Annotated in this window: 14 protein-coding genes; 3 read left to right on the top strand and 11 right to left on the bottom strand. The window is 73.0% G+C overall.

Features of this window, described 5'->3' with window-relative positions; all coding sequences use genetic code 11:
* On the top strand, positions 1-274 hold a 274-nt coding region (locus IE124_RS34885; protein WP_229832451.1), incomplete at its 5' end, for a hypothetical protein.
* 151 nt (positions 275-425) lie between these two features.
* On the opposite strand, the gene IE124_RS14530 is transcribed toward IE124_RS34885, so the two are convergent.
* Positions 426-1,433, bottom strand: coding sequence for a stage II sporulation protein M (locus IE124_RS14530; RefSeq protein WP_189508122.1), 1,008 nt, complete (start codon positions 1,431-1,433; stop codon positions 426-428).
* Between the two features lie 109 nt (positions 1,434-1,542).
* Between IE124_RS14530 and IE124_RS14525 the strand changes: the two genes are divergently transcribed.
* Complete coding sequence (locus IE124_RS14525) at positions 1,543-2,448, top strand: RDD family protein (RefSeq protein ID WP_229832450.1); 906 nt, start codon at positions 1,543-1,545, stop codon at positions 2,446-2,448.
* 3 nt (positions 2,449-2,451) lie between these two features.
* Here the strand turns inward: IE124_RS14525 and IE124_RS14520 are convergent, their stop codons facing one another.
* From IE124_RS14520 to IE124_RS14485, 8 genes are all read right to left on the bottom strand, one after another.
* Positions 2,452-3,066: a hypothetical protein gene (locus IE124_RS14520; protein WP_189508120.1), complete on the bottom strand. Its 615-nt coding sequence runs from the start codon at positions 3,064-3,066 to the stop codon at positions 2,452-2,454.
* Positions 3,067-3,220: 154 nt separating this feature from the next.
* Positions 3,221-4,675: an adenosylhomocysteinase gene (ahcY, locus tag IE124_RS14515; RefSeq protein ID WP_189508119.1), complete on the bottom strand. Its 1,455-nt coding sequence runs from the start codon at positions 4,673-4,675 to the stop codon at positions 3,221-3,223.
* Between the two features lie 391 nt (positions 4,676-5,066).
* Positions 5,067-6,032 (bottom strand): cation diffusion facilitator family transporter, encoded by a 966-nt coding sequence (locus IE124_RS14510; protein ID WP_189508118.1) that lies wholly within the window; start codon positions 6,030-6,032, stop codon positions 5,067-5,069.
* 66 nt (positions 6,033-6,098) lie between these two features.
* The gene (manA, locus tag IE124_RS14505) at positions 6,099-7,250 is read right to left on the bottom strand and encodes a mannose-6-phosphate isomerase, class I (protein ID WP_189508117.1); all 1,152 of its coding nucleotides are present in this window, start codon (positions 7,248-7,250) and stop codon (positions 6,099-6,101) included.
* Between the two features lie 191 nt (positions 7,251-7,441).
* Positions 7,442-8,596, bottom strand: a complete 1,155-nt coding sequence (locus IE124_RS14500) for an SIS domain-containing protein (protein ID WP_189508116.1) — start codon at positions 8,594-8,596, stop codon at positions 7,442-7,444.
* Between the two features lie 1,148 nt (positions 8,597-9,744).
* On the bottom strand, positions 9,745-9,927 hold the full coding sequence (locus IE124_RS14495) for a Trm112 family protein (RefSeq protein WP_030221689.1): 183 nt from the start codon (positions 9,925-9,927) through the stop codon (positions 9,745-9,747).
* 117 nt (positions 9,928-10,044) lie between these two features.
* Complete coding sequence (locus IE124_RS14490; RefSeq protein ID WP_189508115.1) at positions 10,045-11,412, bottom strand: phosphomannomutase/phosphoglucomutase; 1,368 nt, start codon at positions 11,410-11,412, stop codon at positions 10,045-10,047.
* 103 nt (positions 11,413-11,515) lie between these two features.
* Positions 11,516-11,950, bottom strand: coding sequence for a DUF3499 domain-containing protein (locus tag IE124_RS14485; protein ID WP_079037939.1), 435 nt, complete (start codon positions 11,948-11,950; stop codon positions 11,516-11,518).
* Between the two features lie 288 nt (positions 11,951-12,238).
* Here IE124_RS14485 and IE124_RS14480 point away from each other — a divergent pair, with 288 nt between their 5' ends.
* Positions 12,239-12,694, top strand: coding sequence for a metallopeptidase family protein (locus IE124_RS14480; protein ID WP_189508171.1), 456 nt, complete (start codon positions 12,239-12,241; stop codon positions 12,692-12,694).
* A 97-nt stretch (positions 12,695-12,791) separates the two neighbouring features.
* On the opposite strand, the gene IE124_RS14475 is transcribed toward IE124_RS14480, so the two are convergent.
* On the bottom strand, positions 12,792-14,321 hold the full coding sequence (locus tag IE124_RS14475) for a DUF5719 family protein (protein ID WP_189508114.1): 1,530 nt from the start codon (positions 14,319-14,321) through the stop codon (positions 12,792-12,794).
* Entirely contained in the window at positions 14,318-18,049 is a 3,732-nt protein-coding gene (locus tag IE124_RS14470) for a glycosyltransferase family 2 protein (protein ID WP_189508113.1), read from the bottom strand. The genes IE124_RS14475 and IE124_RS14470 overlap by 4 nt, the downstream gene beginning before the upstream one ends.
* Positions 18,050-18,084: the final 35 nt, after the last annotated feature.

Genomic DNA, 18,084 nt, shown 5'->3' with positions numbered 1-18,084 from the left:
ATCAACTAATCTGGCGTTGATTTTTGGCACGCTGTTGAGTTCTCAAGGTGCGGACGCTTCCTTTGTACTCACCCTCGCGGGCTTTCCTCCGGGCTTTTCCTTCGTTCCGAAGCTTATCAGATGTTTTCCATCCGATTTCCTCGGTGCTTTCCGGTCCCTTTTGTTTTCACTCCGGGGGCCTTTCGGCGGTTCCGACTTTATCAGATTCATTTCGGCCGACCTAATCGGTGGCTTTCGTGATTCGGATGAGAATCGGAATGACTCCGGGGAATGAATTCCCGACCGGAGCGAGTATGACTCTACTTGATCGCTGCCGAACTGTCCAGTTCCAGGCAACCGTTTGAATCTACCTCCCCACAGCCGCCATGTCAATGGCTTTTGTGGGCACCGGAGGAGGCTAGCAGGTCAGAGGGGGCCTCCGCACATCAGGCCGCGGTGGGGAGAGCGGCGCTGCGGTCGGGTTCCTCGACGTCGCCGGTGGCACCGGCTCGGGAGGCGCGGCCGCCCAGGATGTAGACGTAGGCGAGAAAGGCCAGCTCAGCGCCGATGCCGATGGCGATCCGGGCCCAGGTCGGCAGGCCGGAGGGGGTCACGAAGCCTTCGATCAGGCCCGAGACGAAGAGGATCAGGGCCAGGCCGATGGCCATGCCGAGGGCCGCGCGTCCTTGTTCCGCGAGGGCGGCGCGGCGAGTGGTGGGGCCCGGGTCGATGACGGTCCAGCCGAGGCGGAGGCCCGTGCCGGCGGCGACGAAGACCGCCGTCAGTTCGAGCAGGCCGTGGGGAAGGATCAGGCCCAGGAAGACGTCGAGGCGGCCCGCGGAGGACATCAGGCCGATGCCGACGCCGAGATTCAGCATGTTGAGGAAGAGGATCCCCAGCACCGGGATGCCGAGGAACGCGCCCAGGACCAGGCACATGGCCGCGGCCTGGGCGTTGTTCGTCCAGACCTGGGCCGCGAAGGACGCCGCCGGGTGGCTGGAGTAGTACGTCTCGTACTGGCCGCCGGGGCGGGTCATCTCGCGGAGTTCCGTGGGGGCGCCTATCGAGGCCTGGACCTCCGGGTGCGTACCGATCCACCAGCCGATGAGGACCGCGAGGAGGGTCGAGAGGACCGCGGTGGGGATCCACCAGTGGCGGGAGCGGTAGACGGCCGCGGGGAAGCCGGCGGTGAGGAAGCGGGCCGCGTCGCGCCAGGAGGAGCGGCGGGTGCCGGTGACGGTCGCGCGGGCCCGCGCGACGAGCTGGGTCAGACGGGCCGTGAGCTGGGGGTCCGGGGCCGTGGACTGGACGATGGAGAGGTGCGTGGCGGTGCGCTGGTAGAGGGAGACGAGCTCGTCCGCTTCGGCGCCGGTCAGCCTGCGGCCCCTGCGCAGGAGGTGGTCGAGGCGTTCCCACTCGGCGCGGTGGGCGGTGACGTAGACGTCGAGGTCCATGATCGGCTGCTGCTCCCGGCACTTGCTGCGGACAGGTCCGTACTACTGCGGCGCGCTGCGGGTCAGCTTGGCAGACTGGCGTTCGGAGAGTCGTGGAGAGGTGGGCGCCGTGAGTGGGGTGGTGACGGGGGACGCCGTCGTCCTGGGTTTGCAGCCGGCACGGCTGCCCAGCAGGGCGCTGGCGGTGCTCATCGATCTCGCCGTCGTGTGGGCCGTCTATCTGCTGGTCATGATCGGGCTCGCCCTGGCGACGGCGTCCCTGGACGAGGCCGCGACGACGGCCCTGTCGATCGCCAGTTTCCTGCTCGTGCTCGTGGGGGCGCCGATCGCGGTGGAGACGCTGACGCACGGGCGGTCGCTGGGGAAGCTGGCCTGTGGGCTGCGGGTCGTGCGGGACGACGGGGGGCCGGTCCGGTTCCGGCACGCGCTGGTGCGGGGGGCCATGGGGGTCGTGGAGATCCTGATGACCTTCGGGGTCGTCGCCTGTATCGCCTCGCTGGTGTCGGAGCGGGGGCGGCGGCTCGGTGACGTGTTCGCCGGGACCCTCGTCGTGCGGGAGCGCATACCCGCGGCGCGGGCCCTTGCCGTGCCCCCGCCGCCGCCGTGGCTCGTCGGTCGGTTCGCCGAGCTCGATCTGTCCGCTGTTCCGGAGAGGCTGTGGCTGGAGATACGTCAGTACCTGACGCGGGCGCGTGAGCTGGACCCGTTCGTGGGGCGGCGGCTCGCCGAGCGGCTTGCCGACGAGCTCGTGACGCTGACCGGGACGCCTCCGCCGCCGGGGGTGCCTGCCGACGCGTATCTCGCGGGGGTCGTCGCCGAGCGGCAGGCACGGGACTCCCGGCGGGCGTTCGCCCCGTCGGGGGAGGGTGTGGCTGTTGCTCCCTCTGTGGCCGGCGTCGCTGTTCCGGCCGTTCCCGCTGTTCCGGCCGTTCCCGCTCCGGTCGTCCTGCCCCCTGTGGTGCCGGGCGGTGGGGAGAGCGGACCTCGGGCCACCGGGTTCGCCCCGCCCGCCTGACGGTCAGGGGAAGACCGAGGGCGGTGTCTCCAGGGCCTCGAGCTCGATGCCGGGGGCTGCGAGGACCACGTCGCCTGCGATGTGGACGGTGTGCCGCTCCCCCGTGTCCAGGGTGCTGACCTGGTACTCGTCGACGATCAGGGGGCCGTTGTCAGTGGCGTGCGCTTCACTCTTCAGCAGGGCCCAGGACTGGTCGACCGTGAGGGGGGCGAGCACCGGATCCGTGAAGGCGACGAGCCTGAGGCGGGTCTCGGGGGAATCGGGGGTGAGACGCAGGAGTCGCGTGATCGCGACGAGGAACGCCGGGGACGTGCCGGTGAAGGCGTGGGCGCGCACATTGCCTTCGGTGGCGTGGGTTCCTGTGGGGTCCGTGCGGACCCAGGTGACGCCGTCGAGGGCCGCGCCGCGGACCTGCCAGCCGGCGGCGTTGAGTTCGAGGCGGATGGGGCGGCCGAGTTCGTCGACGGCCAGGTCGACGGAGCCGAGGTGGTCGCCTGAGGGGGTGACGGTCTGGGAGACGTAGCGCCAGCCGGAGGGGCCGGGGGCGCAGTGGAAGTGTTCTTCACCGAGGGGGGTGTGGTCGTGCGGGTCATGGAGCGAATATCGGCCGCGGGGCATGGGTCGGTCCTCGGGAGGGGGCGCTTCCAGGGGCGGTAGCGGAGGGCTGGACGGGGCAGGCCCCCCGGCACGGGGGTGCGGGGGGCCTGCCTGAATCCTCTACGGGTGTCCGGGACGGCGTCGCGTCAGCGCGCGGGCGCCGTCGGCCGGGGCATCAGTAGCGGTAGTGGTCCGGCTTGAAGGGACCGTCGACCTCGACGCCGATGTAGGCGGCCTGCTCGGGGCGGAGGGTCGTCAGCTTGACGCCGAGGGCGTCGAGGTGGAGGCGGGCGACCTTCTCGTCCAGGTGCTTCGGCAGCGTGTAGACGTCGGTCGGGTACTCCTGCGGCTTCGTGAAGAGCTCGATCTGGGCCAGCGTCTGGTCCGCGAAGGAGTTCGACATGACGAAGGAGGGGTGACCGGTCGCGTTGCCGAGGTTCAGCAGGCGGCCCTCGGAGAGGACGATCAGGACCTTGCCGTCGGGGTAGGTCCAGGTGTGGACCTGCGGCTTGACCTCGTCCTTGACGACGCCGGCGGTGTTGGCGAGGCCGGCCATGTCGATCTCGTTGTCGAAGTGGCCGATGTTGCCGACGATGGCCTGGTGCTTCATCTTGGCCATGTCGGCGGCCATGATGATGTCCTTGTTGCCGGTCGTGGTGATGAAGATGTCGGCGGTCTCGACGACCTCGTCCAGGGTCGTGACCTGGTAGCCGTCCATGGCCGCCTGGAGCGCGCAGATCGGGTCGATCTCGGTGATGATGACGCGCGCGCCCTGGCCGCGGAGGGACTCGGCGCAGCCCTTGCCGACGTCGCCGTAACCGCAGACGACGGCGGTCTTGCCGCCGATCAGGACGTCGGTGGCGCGGTTGATGCCGTCGATGAGGGAGTGGCGGCAGCCGTACTTGTTGTCGAACTTCGACTTCGTCACGGCGTCGTTCACGTTGATCGCCGGGAAGAGGAGAGCGCCGTCGCGGTGCATCTCGTACAGGCGGTGGACGCCCGTCGTGGTCTCCTCGGTCACGCCGCGGATCTCGGACGCCAGCTGGGTCCACTTCTGCGGGTTCTCGGTGAGGGTGCGGTTGAGGAGACGGAGGATGTGGCCGTACTCCTCGCTGTCCGCGGTGGACGGGTCCGGGGCGGAGCCGACCTTCTCGAACTCGACGCCCTTGTGGACGAGGAGGGTGGCGTCACCACCGTCGTCGAGGATCATGTTCGGGCCGCCGGTGGGCGTGTTCGGCCAGGTCAGGGCCTGCTCCGTGCACCACCAGTACTCCTCCAGGGTCTCGCCCTTCCAGGCGAAGACCGGGACGCCCTGGGGGTTCTCCGGGGTGCCGTTCGGGCCGACGGCGATGGCCGCGGCGGCGTGGTCCTGGGTGGAGAAGATGTTGCAGGAGGCCCAGCGGACCTCGGCGCCCAGTGCGACGAGCGTCTCGATGAGGACGGCGGTCTGCACGGTCATGTGCAGGGAGCCGGTGACGCGGGCGCCGGCGAGCGGCTGCTGCTCCGCGTACTCGCGGCGGATCGACATCAGGCCGGGCATCTCGTGCTCGGCGAGGGTGATCTCCTTGCGGCCGAAGACGGCCAGGGAGAGGTCGGCGACCTTGAAGTCCTGCTGGGCGGCAGTCGTCATGACTGTGCTGCTCCTCGGGTGATTCGGGTGCGAGGGTCGGTTGAAGGCGCAGGGCACCACGGCAGGGCCTGGACACACGAATGCCCGGGGTTTCCACGGTGCCGTCGTCGGAGGCCCTCTCTCCCTCGGCCGGTCCTCTGGACCGCCCGACCGCCATCAGCAGCGACGTCTGGCTGATCTCGAATCTACACCGACAGGAGGGGCGGCCCACAGTCCGCGTCGAGGGCAGTTCGGACCGGTTCACGTCAGTTCTGGCCAGCCACGGCCCGTTCTGGCCTGATCCACTCGATGGTCGTACGCATGCGCAAGGCCCCCGGACCATGGGGGTCGCGGGGGCCTGGTGCCGCCTGGTGGTGGGGGCGGCGGGCGTCGGTGGCCTCGCCGCGGTGGGTCAGTGGGCGGAGCCGCCCGGTGCCTTGGCCGGGTTCTGGCCCGCCGAGGCCGCGGTCGCGCTGTAGATGTCCGGCTCCAGGTAGATCACCCGGGCGATCGGGACGGCCGCGCGGATGCGCTCCTCGGCAGCGTTGATCGCGTTCGCCACCTCGGTCGCCGTGTCGTCGTGGCGGACGGCGACCTTGGCCGCGACGAGCAGCTCCTCGGGGCCGAGGTGGAGGGTGCGCATGTGGATGAGGCGGGTGACGGTGTCGCCGTCGACGACCGCCGCCTCGATCTTCTTGACGTCGTCGACACCGGCGGACTCGCCGAGGAGCAGCGACTTGGTCTCGGCCGCGAGCACGATGGCGATCAGGATCAGCAGGACGCCGATGCAGAGGGTGCCGATGCCGTCCCAGACGCCGTTGCCGGTGGCGAGGGCGAGGCCGACGCCGCCGAGGGCGAGCACGAGGCCGACGAGGGCGCCGAGGTCCTCCAGGAGGACGACGGGGAGCTCGGGAGCCTTCGCCCGGCGGACGAACTCCGTCCAGGAGAGGCCGCCGCGGACCTCGTTGGACTCCTTGATGGCCGTACGGAAGGAGAAGGACTCGGCGATGATCGCGAAGACGAGGACGCCGACCGGCCAGTACCAGGCCTCGATCTCGTGCGGGTCGTGGATCTTCTCGTAGCCCTCGTAGATGGCGAACATGCCACCGACGGAGAAGAGCACGATCGAGACGAGGAAGGCGTAGATGTACCGCTCGCGGCCGTAGCCGAAGGGGTGCTGCGGGGTCGCCTCGCGCTGGGCCTTCTTGCCGCCGAGGAGCAGCAGGCCCTGGTTGCCGGAGTCGGCGAGCGAGTGCACGCTCTCCGCGAGCATCGAGGACGACCCACTGAAGAGGTACGCCACGAACTTGGCTACGGCGATCGCGAGATTGGCGGCGAGTGCCGCCACGATCGCCTTGGTTCCGCCTGACGCGCTCATGGGTGTACGGGGTCCCTTCGTCGATGCTCCGGCACTGTCGCCGCGGTTCGGCCGGTCATTCTCGCATCAGGCCACGACGGTGGCGCGAAAGACCGTACCCGCACCGGACATTTCGGTCTTCTCGCCCGCCGGGACGAAGACGGACTCGCCGGGGGCGAGGGTGACCTCGCCGGCCTTCGGGCGGCCCGCGACGGAGAGCAGGATCTGCGGGGTCGGGGCGGTGACGTCGGTCGGCGCGGCTCCTTCGGCCCGTACGAAACGGGAGAGGCGGAACTCGTCGATCGGGGCGTCGTAGACCTCCTCCCCGATGGGGGAGGCCTCGGGGCGCAGGACGGCGGGGTCGTTCGACTCGAAGCGGACGACCCGCAGGAGTTCGGCGACGTCGACGTGCTTGGGGGTGAGGCCGCAGCGCAGCACGTTGTCGGAGTTGGCCATGATCTCGACGCCCATGCCGTCGAAGTAGGCGTGCGGCACGCCGGCGCCCAGGTAGAGCGCCTCGCCCGGCTGGAGCCGGACGTGGTTGAGGAGCATGGCGGCGATGACTCCCGGGTCGCCAGGGAAGTGGTGGGCGAGGTTCGCGAAGGGCGCGTGGTCGCCGCCCAGGCGCTCCGCGGCGGCCGCGGCTTCGGCGACGGTGTGCGCCATCTCCTCGCGGTCGGCTGTGAGCAGGGCCGTCAGGACCTCGCGGAGTGCCGCCTCTTCGGGGTGGGCGTGGAGGAGGTCCACGTACGGCTTGAGGGAGTCGACGCCCAGCTCCGCGATGAGGTCGGCGGCCGCGGCGGGGGCGCGGAATCCGCACAGGCCCTCGAAGGGTGTGAGGGCGCAGATCAGTTCGGGCTTGTGGTTGGCGTCCTTGTAGGTGCGGTGCGGGGCGTCGACGGGGATGCCCGCGGCCTCCTCGGCGGCGAAGCCCGCCCGGGCCTGGTCGAGGTCGGGGTGGACCTGGAGGGAGAGCGGGGCGCCGGCGGCGAGCACTTTGAGCAGGAAGGGGAGGCGCGGACCGAACTTGTCGACCGCGGGCTTGCCCAGTTCGCGTACGGGATCGGCGTCGACGACCTCGTTGAGCGGGCCGCGCTCGGTGCGGGAGGGGGCGCCGGGGTGGGCGCCCATCCACATCTCGGCCTGGGGTTCGCCGGTGGGGGCGACGCCGAGGAGTTCGGGGATGGCCGTCGGGGATCCCCAGGCGTAGGGGCGGACGGTGTTGACGAGGCGGTCCATGGTGCCTGCCAGCTCCTCGGAGTCGTGACGGGTGGTGAGGGGTGTCGGATGACAGGTGACAGGGGGCGGGTGACGGGTGGGTGACGGGGCGGGGGGCCGGGTGGTGACAGGGTGGTGGACGCGTTGGGTGTGGGAGGGGTTGCGCGTGGGGCCGTGCGCTGTGCGTGTGGGGGGAGAGGTCAGGTGGGCGGTCAGTGGGTGCTGTGGTCCGGGTGGCCCGGGGTCGCCAGGGCCAGGTAGACGGCGGCGAAGTCGGTCACGGCGAGCAGCTCGGCGAGGGTTTCGAGGTCGCCGCCCTCCTCCGGTTCCAGTTCGCTGATGGCCGTCTCGTGACCGAGGGCCAGCTCCCTGGCCGCCGGGGCCGCGGTCAGACCGCCCGGCTTGTCGCGCAGCAGGACGACCCTGGCGCGCAGCGCCTGTGACTCCTCCACCCGGTCGCGGAAGAAGTCGTCGGGGTCCGCACCTGCCGCGTAGTCGCCCGCGAGGAGCACTCCGTGCGCGGGCAGGGCCTCGGGGAGTTCCGCGGCGAGCGCGGGCAGGCCCGCGAGTTCGGCCAGGACGCTCGCGAAGCGGCGGCCCGCGGGGCCCGCCGCGTAGCCCTCGGTCCAGATCAGCGGGAGCGAGTCGGCCAGTTCGGCCGCGAGCGTCTTGGCCGGGTTGCTGTACGTGGCGATGGCCGGGCCGCACCGCTCGGCCGTCCGGTCGAGACGGTCGGCGACCTTCTCCAGGGCCTCCGGCGGCGCGTCGACCAGACCGACCCGGTCGAGGAGGGCGAGCAGCGGGGTGAACAGGGCCCACAGGGCGCCCGGGCTCGCCGCGAGGCTCTCCGCGTACTCGTCGGGCGACTCGTTCGGTGCGGTGGCCATCGGGACGAACAGGCCGTGCGAGCCGCCGACCGCCTCGGCGAGCGGGGAGGCCTTGGGGGCGACGGCGACGACCGTGATGCCGCGGCGGTACGCCTGCTCGGCGAGGAGTGCGAGGCCGGGTTCCGAGCCGTCGGTGGTGGGCAGCAGGAGCAGGTCGACCGAGCCCGCCCAGCCGGGCAGGGCCCAGCGCAGGGCGCCCGCCGCGGGGGCGACGCCGGTCGGCTGGAGCCGTACGACGGGGGCCGAGGCTCCCGCGAGGGCGCCGATCAGGTCCGCGACGCCGGCGGCCGCGGTGCCGGGGCCCGCCACCAGGACCGCACGGGGGCGGCCTTCGGGGTGCAGGTCGGCGATGCCGGCCTCGCTCGCGTGGCGGGCGGCCGTCCGTACCCGGGCTCCGGCTTCGGCGGCGCCGCGCAGGAGGCCGCGGCGGTCGGCCAGGGCGAGGGCGTCCGGTGCGTCGAGGAGCGTCTCGTCGAGCATGTGGCGGTGCCTCCCGGGTGGGTGCGGGGTGTCTGTGGGCGGGTTCCTGGTGGTGCGGAGCCGGTGCCGGCGGTGTTCGTGGTGGCGTCCCCTGCCTTCGCCGGGGCTTCCTGCGGTCCCGTCCGCACGGGTGGTGCGGGTGGGAAGGGATTGGTGCGGGCCCTCCTGGGGGTGGTGCTCGCCGTCGGCGGCGGGCCCTCCGGGGATGGCGGGTTGGGGTGCGGGCCCGTGGTCGGCGGTGTGAGGGCCGCCCGTGAGTCCGGCTGCACGGGTCCGGCGGCTTCGGCTTCGGCTTTGGCTTCGGCTTTGGCTTTGGCTTCGGTCGCGGCGTTGCGACCGGGTGCGGAAACCGGTGCCGGCTGCCGCTGCGCGGCATCGTGCGGGCCGGCGGTCTCGGGGCGCCCCGGCGCGGTGGGCCTGCCCCGGTGGGTCGGGGCGGGCTGCACCTTGCTGCGCCCCGGGGCGGTGGCCTGGCGGGGGTGGATACGTGGGGGCTTCGGACGGCTCGGCCGGTCGGCGTCGGCGTGCGTCCCTCGCCCGGTGGCCGCGCGCCGTGCCTCACCGTGGGCAGGGACGACTGGGTGGGTGTCGGTGCCGAGCGGGTCGGCGCAGGGGGCCGGGTTGGGCTCGGGGGCCGGGGCGGTCTCGGGGGCCGAGGCGGTCTCGGGGGCCTGGTCGGCCTGGGGGGCCAGTTCAGCGCGAGGGTCCAGGTCGGCTCGGCGGTCCAGGTCAGCCCGTGGGGCCAGGCCCGCGTGAGGATCCAGAGCAGTCCGACAATCCAGGCCCGCCGGACGGTCCGGGACAGTCCCACGGTCCGAGACAGTCCGGCAGTCCGGGACAGTTCGACAGTCCGGGATAGTCCCGCGGTCCGGGCCGGTCCGTGGATCCAAGCCGACCCGACCGTCCAGAACGGCACGAGGGACCCCCCTCGCCCGCGTAACCAGACCCTCCCGACAGTCCAGAGCAGCCCGGGAGACCACGCCGGCCCGAGAAGCCGGAGCGGCCCGCAGGTCCGGTTCCGCCCACGGGCCGTGGGGTGGGACGGGGCTTCCCGTGGGCGTCGTTCTGTGACCCGGGCCCTGGGGTGCGGGTGTGCGGTCTGTTCCGGGGCCGGGTGTCAGGGGGCTCGGGGCGGGGAGCACCGTGGGTCAGGCCGGGCGGCGGGCCTCGTCGGTGAGGAGGACCGGGATGCCGTCGCGGACCGGGTACGCGAGGCCGCAGTCCGTGCCGGTGCAGACCAGTTCGGGGGTCTCGTCCGCCGTGCGGTCGTTCAGCGGAGCGTGGCACGCGGGGCAGGCCAGGATCTCCAGGAGGCCGGCTTCGAGCGGCATGGGGTGTCCCTTCGAACAAACGGTGGTGGTGCTGCCCTTCGGGCCAGGTCAGCCTACCGCCGGGGAACGGGGGGCGCGGCTCGGTGGCCGGGCCCCTCGTCCTCCGGTGGGGTGATGTCAGGCGGTCCCGCGGACCAGGGCCAGGACCTCGTCGCGGATCTTGGTCATGGTGGCCTCGTCGCGGGCCTCCACGTTGAGGCGGAGCAGCGGCTCGGTGTTCGAGGCACGGAGGTTGAACCACCAGTCGGCGGACGTGACCGTGAGGCCGTCGAGGTCGTCGAAGGTGACCCCGTCCTCGGCGGCGTACGTCGCCTTGACCTTCGCCGTGCTGGCCGTCTGGTCGGCGACCGTGGAGTTGATCTCGCCCGAGGAGGCGTAGCGGTCGTAGACGGAGACCAGGTCGGACAGGGTGCCCTCCTGGCCGCCGAGGGCCGCCAGGACGTGGAGCGCGGCGAGCATGCCCGTGTCCGCGTTCCAGAAGTCCTTGAAGTAGTAGTGCGCCGAGTGCTCGCCGCCGAAGATGGCGCCGGTCTTCGCCATCTCCTCCTTGATGAAGGAGTGGCCGACGCGGGTGCGGACCGGGGCACCGCCGTTCTCGCGGACGACCTCGGGGACGGACCAGGAGGTGATCAGGTTGTGGATGATCGTTCCGCCGGGGTTCTTGGCGAGTTCGCGGGCGGCGACGAGGGCCGTGATCGCGGACGGGGAGACCGGCTCGCCGCGCTCGTCGACGACGAAGCAGCGGTCGGCGTCGCCGTCGAAGGCGAGGCCGAGGTCGGCGCCCTCGGCGAGGACACGGGCCTGGAGGTCGACGATGTTCTTCGGGTCGAGGGGGTTGGCCTCGTGGTTCGGGAAGGTGCCGTCGAGCTCGAAGTACATGGGGACGGTGTCGAGCGGGAGGCCGTCGAAGACCGTGGGGACGGTGTGGCCGCCCATGCCGTTGCCCGCGTCGACGACGACCTTCAGCGGGCGGATGCCGGTGAGGTCGACGAGGCCCTTGAGGTGGGCGGCGTAGTCGTCGAGCGTCTCGCGCTCGGTGATCGTGCCGGGGGTGGCGGCGGCCTCGGGGGCGCCGGTCTCCGTCCACTGCTCGGCGAGGGCGCGGATGTCGGCGAGGCCGGTGTCCTGGCCGACGGGAGCGGCACCGGCGCGGCACATCTTGATGCCGTTGTACTGGGCCGGGTTGTGGGAGGCCGTGAACATCGCGCCCGGCAGGCCGAGGCTGCCCGAGGCGAAGTACAGCTGGTCGGTGGAGCAGAGCCCGATGAGCGTGACGTCGGCGCCGAGGCGGGCGGCGCCACGCGCGAAGGCGGCCGAGAGACCGGGCGACGAGGGGCGCATGTCATGGCCGACGACGATCGCGTCCGCGTCCGTCACCCGTACGAAGGCGGCGCCGAAGAGCTCGGCGAGCTGCTCGTCCCACTGGTCCGGTACCACTCCGCGGACGTCGTACGCCTTCACGATCTGCGACAGATCGACAGTCACGGATCCACCCTCCTGAGTTTCTCGGCACGCGTGTGCGGCGCGCGTAGGAACGCCAAAACTACCCGGAGCGGATGAGGGGGACGCGGACAGTGGCCGGTTGGCGTCAGTTGTCGGGCGAACGGAGCACTCTGAGGTGTCCGCGGCGGCCGACCTCCATGGGGTCTCCGCCTCGGCCTCCGCCGCCCTTGCCGCCGGCCTCGGCCGCGCGCTCGTGCGGGCGGGCCGCTTCCCGTACCGCGTTGGCCAGGGCTTCGAGGTCGTCGCCGCTGGGGCGGGCGGGGGCGGAACCGTCGGTGAGCCGCACCACCTCCCAGCCGCGTGGCGCGGTGAGGCGCTCACTGTGCTCGGCGCACAGGTCGTAGCAGTGGGGCTCGGCGTAGGTGGCGAGCGGGCCGAGGACCGCAGTCGAGTCGGCATAGACGTACGTCAGTGTCGCGACGGCAGGGCGGCCGCACGCGGTGCGCGAACAGCGACGTACAGGGCTCACGACGTTGGACGGTACCGCACTCTTGACCGGGCCGCGACGACTCTCCCTCAGGTCACTCCCCCGTGTCGCGTTGTGACCTCCGCCACCCCCGTTCGCGCCAGGGCGGCGCTGACCTGCGGGGGAGGGGGCGCACGGCGTTGGGGGCAGGAGGTGATCCGGACAGTCGGGGATACAAATCCGGTCAACCACGGCCAGATGGCCGATCGCGACACGCTGTCGATTCAGGCGCGCGAGCGGCCGGAATGTTCAGGTTTCGACAGTGGGGGCCTTCGCGCGGGGAAAGGTGGCGAGGATCCGCCACAGTGCGGAAACACCTAGGAGGGTTACGCTGCGTCAGTGATGGACAGTCCTGTGCCGCCGAACTCCTCGCCCCCCTCCACGGAGCCCCCGGCGGAGCCTCGGGTCCGCCGCCGCGACCGTCACGGGCGCGGGATGCGGGGGCCCGTCGCCCCGCCCCAGGTGCCGCTCTCCTCGAGTCGGGCCGACACCTTCCGCGATCTGGTGCTGGACTCGGTCGAGCGCCTCGAACGGCACTGGCCGCAGCTGGCCGACATCGAGTTCCTCGTGATGGAGGTGCCGCCTTCCGTCTCGGAGGAGACGGTGCCGCTCGGCGGTTCGGCGCCCGCCGAGAAGGGCGAGCCCGCCCGGGTCGTCGTCTACCGGCGGCCTGTCGAGATCCGCTCGAAGAGCCGCGACGAGCGCGCGCTGCTCGTCCACGAGGTGGTCGTGGAGCAGGTCGCCGAGCTCCTCGGGCTCTCCCCCGAGTCGGTCGACCCCCGGTACGGGCAGGACTGAGCTCCGGGCCGGGCAGGAGGGCCGCCGGGACGAGTGGGATGGAAATCTCGCCCTCAAGGGTGGTCACTTCACCCTTGAGGGTCTCCCCCCGCCCCGTTCAGTTTCCGAGGACCTTGAGGTCCTGGCGCGCCGACGGGACCTCGACCGTGCCCCGGTCGTCGGCGAGCGGCTGGACCGTGAACATCTGGACGCCGTCCTCCGGCAGCGCGAGCGTCCGCGACGCGAACACCTTGCCGCCCGAGACCGGTTCCACGGTCAGCGCGTAGCCGCCCTTGACGCCCCCGGGGACCAGGTCGGTCAGGGCCGTCGTCGCCCCCGCCTTGACGGTGACCGTCTTCGACGTCGGCGTCCCTCCCCGGGAGCCCGCCGAGGCGGTGATCTTGACCTGGGCGTCCGAGCCGGTCGCCGTGAGCGCGAGCGTCGACGCCTTGGCACGGTTGTCGGCGACCGTCGCGCGGGCGGAGATCGCCGCGGTCGCCGGGAGGAACGCGATCTCGGCGCTCTCGCCCTTGCCGCGGACCACCTGGAGGGCGGCCACCACCGGGGTCGGCTTCTTCGGGTCGCTCGGGGTGAGCAGCAGGGAGCCCGCCTGGCCCCGGGTGAGGCCCGGCAGGTCGATGGCGGCCGTCATCCCGGACTTCACGTGCAGGGTGCCGCTGCCCGCGCCCGCGGGCACGATCGTGCCCGTCGGGGTGGCCAGCTGGATCTTGAGGTCGGCGTCGTCGTCGCCGGGGACGAAGGCCACGAGCCGTACGGAGGTCGCGTCGGCCGGGATGCCGGGGAGCACCGCGCTGCTCGCCGGGTCCGCCGCCGCGGCGAGCCAGTCGCTGCCGAGCTTCTCGTCGGCCGCGCCGACCGCCGCGCCGACGCGTCCGCTGCGGGTGGTGACGTGGACGGTGACGTCCCGCTGGGCGGCCTCGCCGGTGAGGGTGGAGAGCAGGACCGGGACCGTGGAGCGGGGCGGCACCGGGATGCCCTCGGTGAACTGGGACTTGAGGGCGCCCTCGGGGCCGTACAGCTCGATGTCGGCGACGGCCGCCGTGTCGTCCGGATTGGTGAGGTGGACGTAGTCCTGGCGCTCCTTGGCGGTGGAGGCCGCCGGGAACCAGAAGTCCGTGTCGGGGGCGCCGCAGGTGAGGCCGAGGAGGCCGCGGGCGCCGCCCGCCGTGACGACGGTCGTCTGCTGGACGGTCCAGCCGGGGGCCAGGGTGCCGGTCGCCGAGCCGGTGAGGGCGGGTACCGCGGCGCCGTTCGCCTCGGCCGTCACGGGCTTGCCGGGGGCCGTGACGGTCGCGGGGGCCTTCGGGGCCTTGGGCTTCTTGCCGCCGCCCGAGCCGCCGCGCGTGGCCCCGCTCGCCGCCGGCAGCAGCCGGGCCGTGGGCTGCCCCGCCTTGGTGGCGCCGCCCGCCGAGGCCGTGCCCGCCGGGGTGTACGAGGTGTAGACGGTCTCGGCCACCTCGGAGGTGCTCGGGACCGGGCAGACCAGGCCCGCGCGCTCCACCGGCAGGCGGGTGGGGGCCTTGGCGACGGGGGCCGCCGGGCCGTCCTGGGTGGTGAGGGTGGCGAAGCCGGTGACCGCCGCGAGGGCCGTCGCGACCGCGATCAGGGAGAGGGTCGTGCGCTTCACTGGTTGCTGCTCCCGTCGGGACGCTGCTCGGTCTCGTGACCCTGGGGGTACTCGTAGCCGTAGGCGTACGGGTCGTACTGCTGCTGCGGCTGCTGCGGCTCGTACGGGGCCTGCTGGTCGTACTGCTGCTGCTCGTAGCCCTGGTCCGCGTACTGCTGCGGCTGCTGCTCGTAGCCCTGCTGGGGGTACGTGTACTGCTGCTGGTACGGGTCCGCCGCGTACTCCTGGTAGTAGCCCTGCTCCGCGTACGGCTGGGCGTGTGGCGCGTCCTGCGCCGTGCCCTGGTCCTGTGCCTGCGCGGCCTGGGCGTAGGCCGGGTCGTACCCGGAGCCGTCCCAGGCCTGTTCCTGTTCCTGGGCCGACTGTTCGTGCGCGGCCTGGTCCTGGGGTTCGTACGTCTGCTGTTCCGGGATGGGGACGGGGGCCGGGGCGTACTCCTGGTCATCGGCACCGGTCTCGGCGGCCTCCGCCTCCGCCGCGGCGCGGAGGCGGCGCGCGCGGCGGCCGTCGCCGTCGGTCGCCTGCGCGGGGATCGCCGTCTCCTCCTCGGGCAGGTCGTCGTCGATCTCGCGGCGGCGGCCCGGCAGGGCGAGGACGAGCAGGACGACGGCGAGGCCGACCTGCGTCCAGGTCCACACGGTGTGGGTGAGCGGCTGGTCGTACGTGAGGTCGAGACGGCCTCCCTGGGCGGGGAGCTCGAAGCCCTGCGCCCAGTCGTCGACGGTGGCCCTCGACAGCTCCTTGCCGTCGAGGGTCGCGGTCCAGCCCTCGTCCGCGCGGTCGGCGATCCGCAGGACGCGGCCCGCGGGGCCCGCGGGGATCTCCGTGTGCGCCTCGACGGGGCCCGCCGCGACGGAGACCGGATCGGCCGTCGCCTCCTCCTTCGCCGCGTCCGCGTCCTTCGTGGCCGGCGGGACGATCATGATCCGGGCGACCTCGCGGTCCACGCGCCAGAGCGCGCTGCCGTCGAGCTGGCTCAGGCGGCTGAGGCCGGGGGTCGCGTCGAGGACGCGGCTCATGTGGCGCGGCGCCCCGTCACGTACGAGGACGTAGCGGATCGCGTAGCCGCGCAGTTCCTGGGTCTGGTCGGCGCCGGAGCCGGCGACGAGGTGGGCGACGACGTCGTCGAGGCGGGGGTCGGCCTCGGCCGCGGCCGACAGTTCGCCGTCGCCGAGGCGGGCGCCGGAGCCGCGGACCAGGGTGTACGTGACCTCGCCGGGCGAGGTGCCGCCGAGGACGAGGGTGCGGGGCTGGTCGCGGGTGCCGCTCTCCTCGGCGACGAAGGCCGGGACCTGGACCGGATCGCGCCGGGTCAGCGGGGTGTCCGCGCCGCCGATCATCCAGCCCGCGGCGGCGACGGCCGGGCCGGCCGCGCAGGCGAGGGCGATGAGGGCGGCGACGGGCTGGCGCCAGCCGAAGCCGTGGGCCGCGACGCGGTTGCGTCCGCCCTCCGCGCCGATCATTCCCGCCGCGATGAGGGCCCCGCCGTAGACGAGCGTGGCGGGACCGGCCCAGCCGGTGCCGTCCGCGCCGTTGGAGAGGACCGCGAAGAGCAGGCCCGCGAGGGCTGCCGCCCAGGCGGCGAGGACCGCGAACCTGCGCTCCTCGCGCAGGAGTCCGGCCAGCGCCGCGAGGACGAGGCCGATCAGGAGGAGGCCGCCCGTCGTGCCGGGTCCGCCCGGGCTCGTCGCGAGCAGGTCGAGCGCCGAGGCCGTGCCCGTACGGACGTCGAGGCCGGCCTCGCGCAGGAAGGCCGCGGGGTCGGTGAGCAGGGAGAGCGACCAGGGCGCGAGGGCGAGGATCGGGGTGCCGACGGCCGCGAGGAAGCGGAGCCCGTACGCGGTGATGTCGGAGCGGTGGACGACGAGGACGCCGAGGCCGAGGAGGACGGCGAGCGGCCACACGATCGGGGTGAACGCCGTCGCGAAGGTCAGCAGGAAGGCGTAGGCCCAGGTCGCGCGCCAGCTGCCGCGGTCGGGCCGGTCGAAGCCGTGGGCCGAGACCGCCGCGCGCGCGATCAGCGGGAGCAGGATCGCGAGGATCGCGGTGCCGAGCCGGCCTGTCGCGAGGGCGCCGGTGGCCGCCGGCAGGAACGCGTACGCGATGGCGCCCCAGGCGAGCAGGAGCCTGGACTCGACGATCGGCCGGGCCGCGAAGTAGGCGGTGAAGCCGGCCAGCGGGACCGAGCAGACGAGCAGCACCGTCAGCGCCGTCGCGGTGGAGCCGAGGAACAGCGCGGAGAGCGCGGCCAGGACGCCGAGGTAGGGCGGGGCCGTCTGGGTCCCGCCCGTACCGATCGCGTGCCAGGCGTCGGCGTACCGCGACCAGAGGGCGGAGACCGTGTCGGGGGTCGGCAGCAGGGCGCCGCCCGCCAGCGAGCCGCCGGCGAAGAGGTTGCGGCAGGCGACGAGGGAGATGAGGAGCAGCAGGCCGAAGAGGACCGGGCCGGGCTTGCGGGCGATCTTCTTGAGCCGGGCGAACTGCTCGATCTCCAGGTAGTCGGCGTCGTCGCCGCCGGGTCCCGACTCGACGACGCCGTGGCGGGAACCGCCGGCGTCCGCCTCCGAGCCGCCGATGTTGGCCACGAGCTGTTCGGCTGCCGCGCGGACCGTCGCGCCCGGCGGCGGGAAGAGCGGGCGGAGTTCGCCAGGCGCGACCACCGTGTTCTTGCGCCGCTTGCGGGCGGCGAGGATCTTCTCGGGCCGCAGGAGGGTCGCGAGGAGGCCGGTGACCTCGTCGACCGCCTGACCGGGCACCTTGCCGACGAGCGAGGCGAGCGTCCGGACCAGGGTGCTCAGGACGAGTCGCAGGAGGACGTACGGGAGGGCGCGGCCGCGGGTGTTGGCCAGGAGCGCGTAGACGGCGCCGGCCTTGTCGACGCGGTGCGGGCTCGCCGCCGTGCGTCCCGCGCAGTCGACCGTGCGGCGCTCGCGGGCGGACGCCTCGGCGTGCCGGAGGACCGCGTCGGGGGCGACGAGGACGCGGTAGCCGGCGGAGTGGGCGCGCCAGCAGAGGTCGACGTCGTCGCGCATGAGGGGCAGGCGGCGGTCGAAGCCGCCGAGCTCCTCGAAGACGTCGCGGCGGACGAGCATGCCGGCGGTGGAGACGGAGAGGACGGGGCGGACCTGGTCGTGCTGGCCCTGGTCCTGCTCGCGTCGGTCGAGTCCGGTCCAGCGGCGGCCGCTGTGGGCGATGGAGACGCCGACCTCGAGGAGCTGCTTCCGGTCGTACCAGCCGCGCAGCTTGGGGCCGATGACGGCGGCGTACTCGTCGGAGTCGGCGACACGCAGGAGTTCGGCGAGCGCGCCGGGCTCGGGCGCGCAGTCGTCGTGGAGGAGCCAGAGCCACTGGACCGGTTCGCCGTGCGGGAGTTCGGGGAGGTCGTAGGCGTCGTCGTTCCACGTCCGGCTGACCGGGTCCCAGCCGCTGGGGCGCTTCAGGTACGGCAGGTCCTCGGGTCCCAGGGCGGGGGCCGTGCGGGCGGCCTCCTCGACGGCGGTGCCGAAGCCGGTGCGGCGCGCGAGGTGCAGGACGCGGTCGGCGCCGATGGCCTCGGCGACGAGGCGTGCCGAGTCGTCGGCGCTGCCGGTGTCGGCTGCGACCACGTTCTGCACGGGGCGCTCCTGCGCGAGCAGCCCGGCGAGGGCGTCCGGCAGCCAGCGGGCACCGTCGTGGGTGACGAGCACGGCGGTGACGACGTGTCGCGGAAACTCAGGAGTTGAGGACATCGAGCTACGGGCCCTCCGGCCGGGGTCGCCCGCGG

It is taken from the genome of Streptomyces narbonensis (genome assembly GCF_014649015.1).
GTDB lineage: Bacteria > Actinomycetota > Actinomycetes > Streptomycetales > Streptomycetaceae > Streptomyces > Streptomyces narbonensis.
The sequence above is the reverse complement of the archived record's forward strand: the minus strand, read 5'-3'. Positions and strand labels throughout refer to the sequence as shown.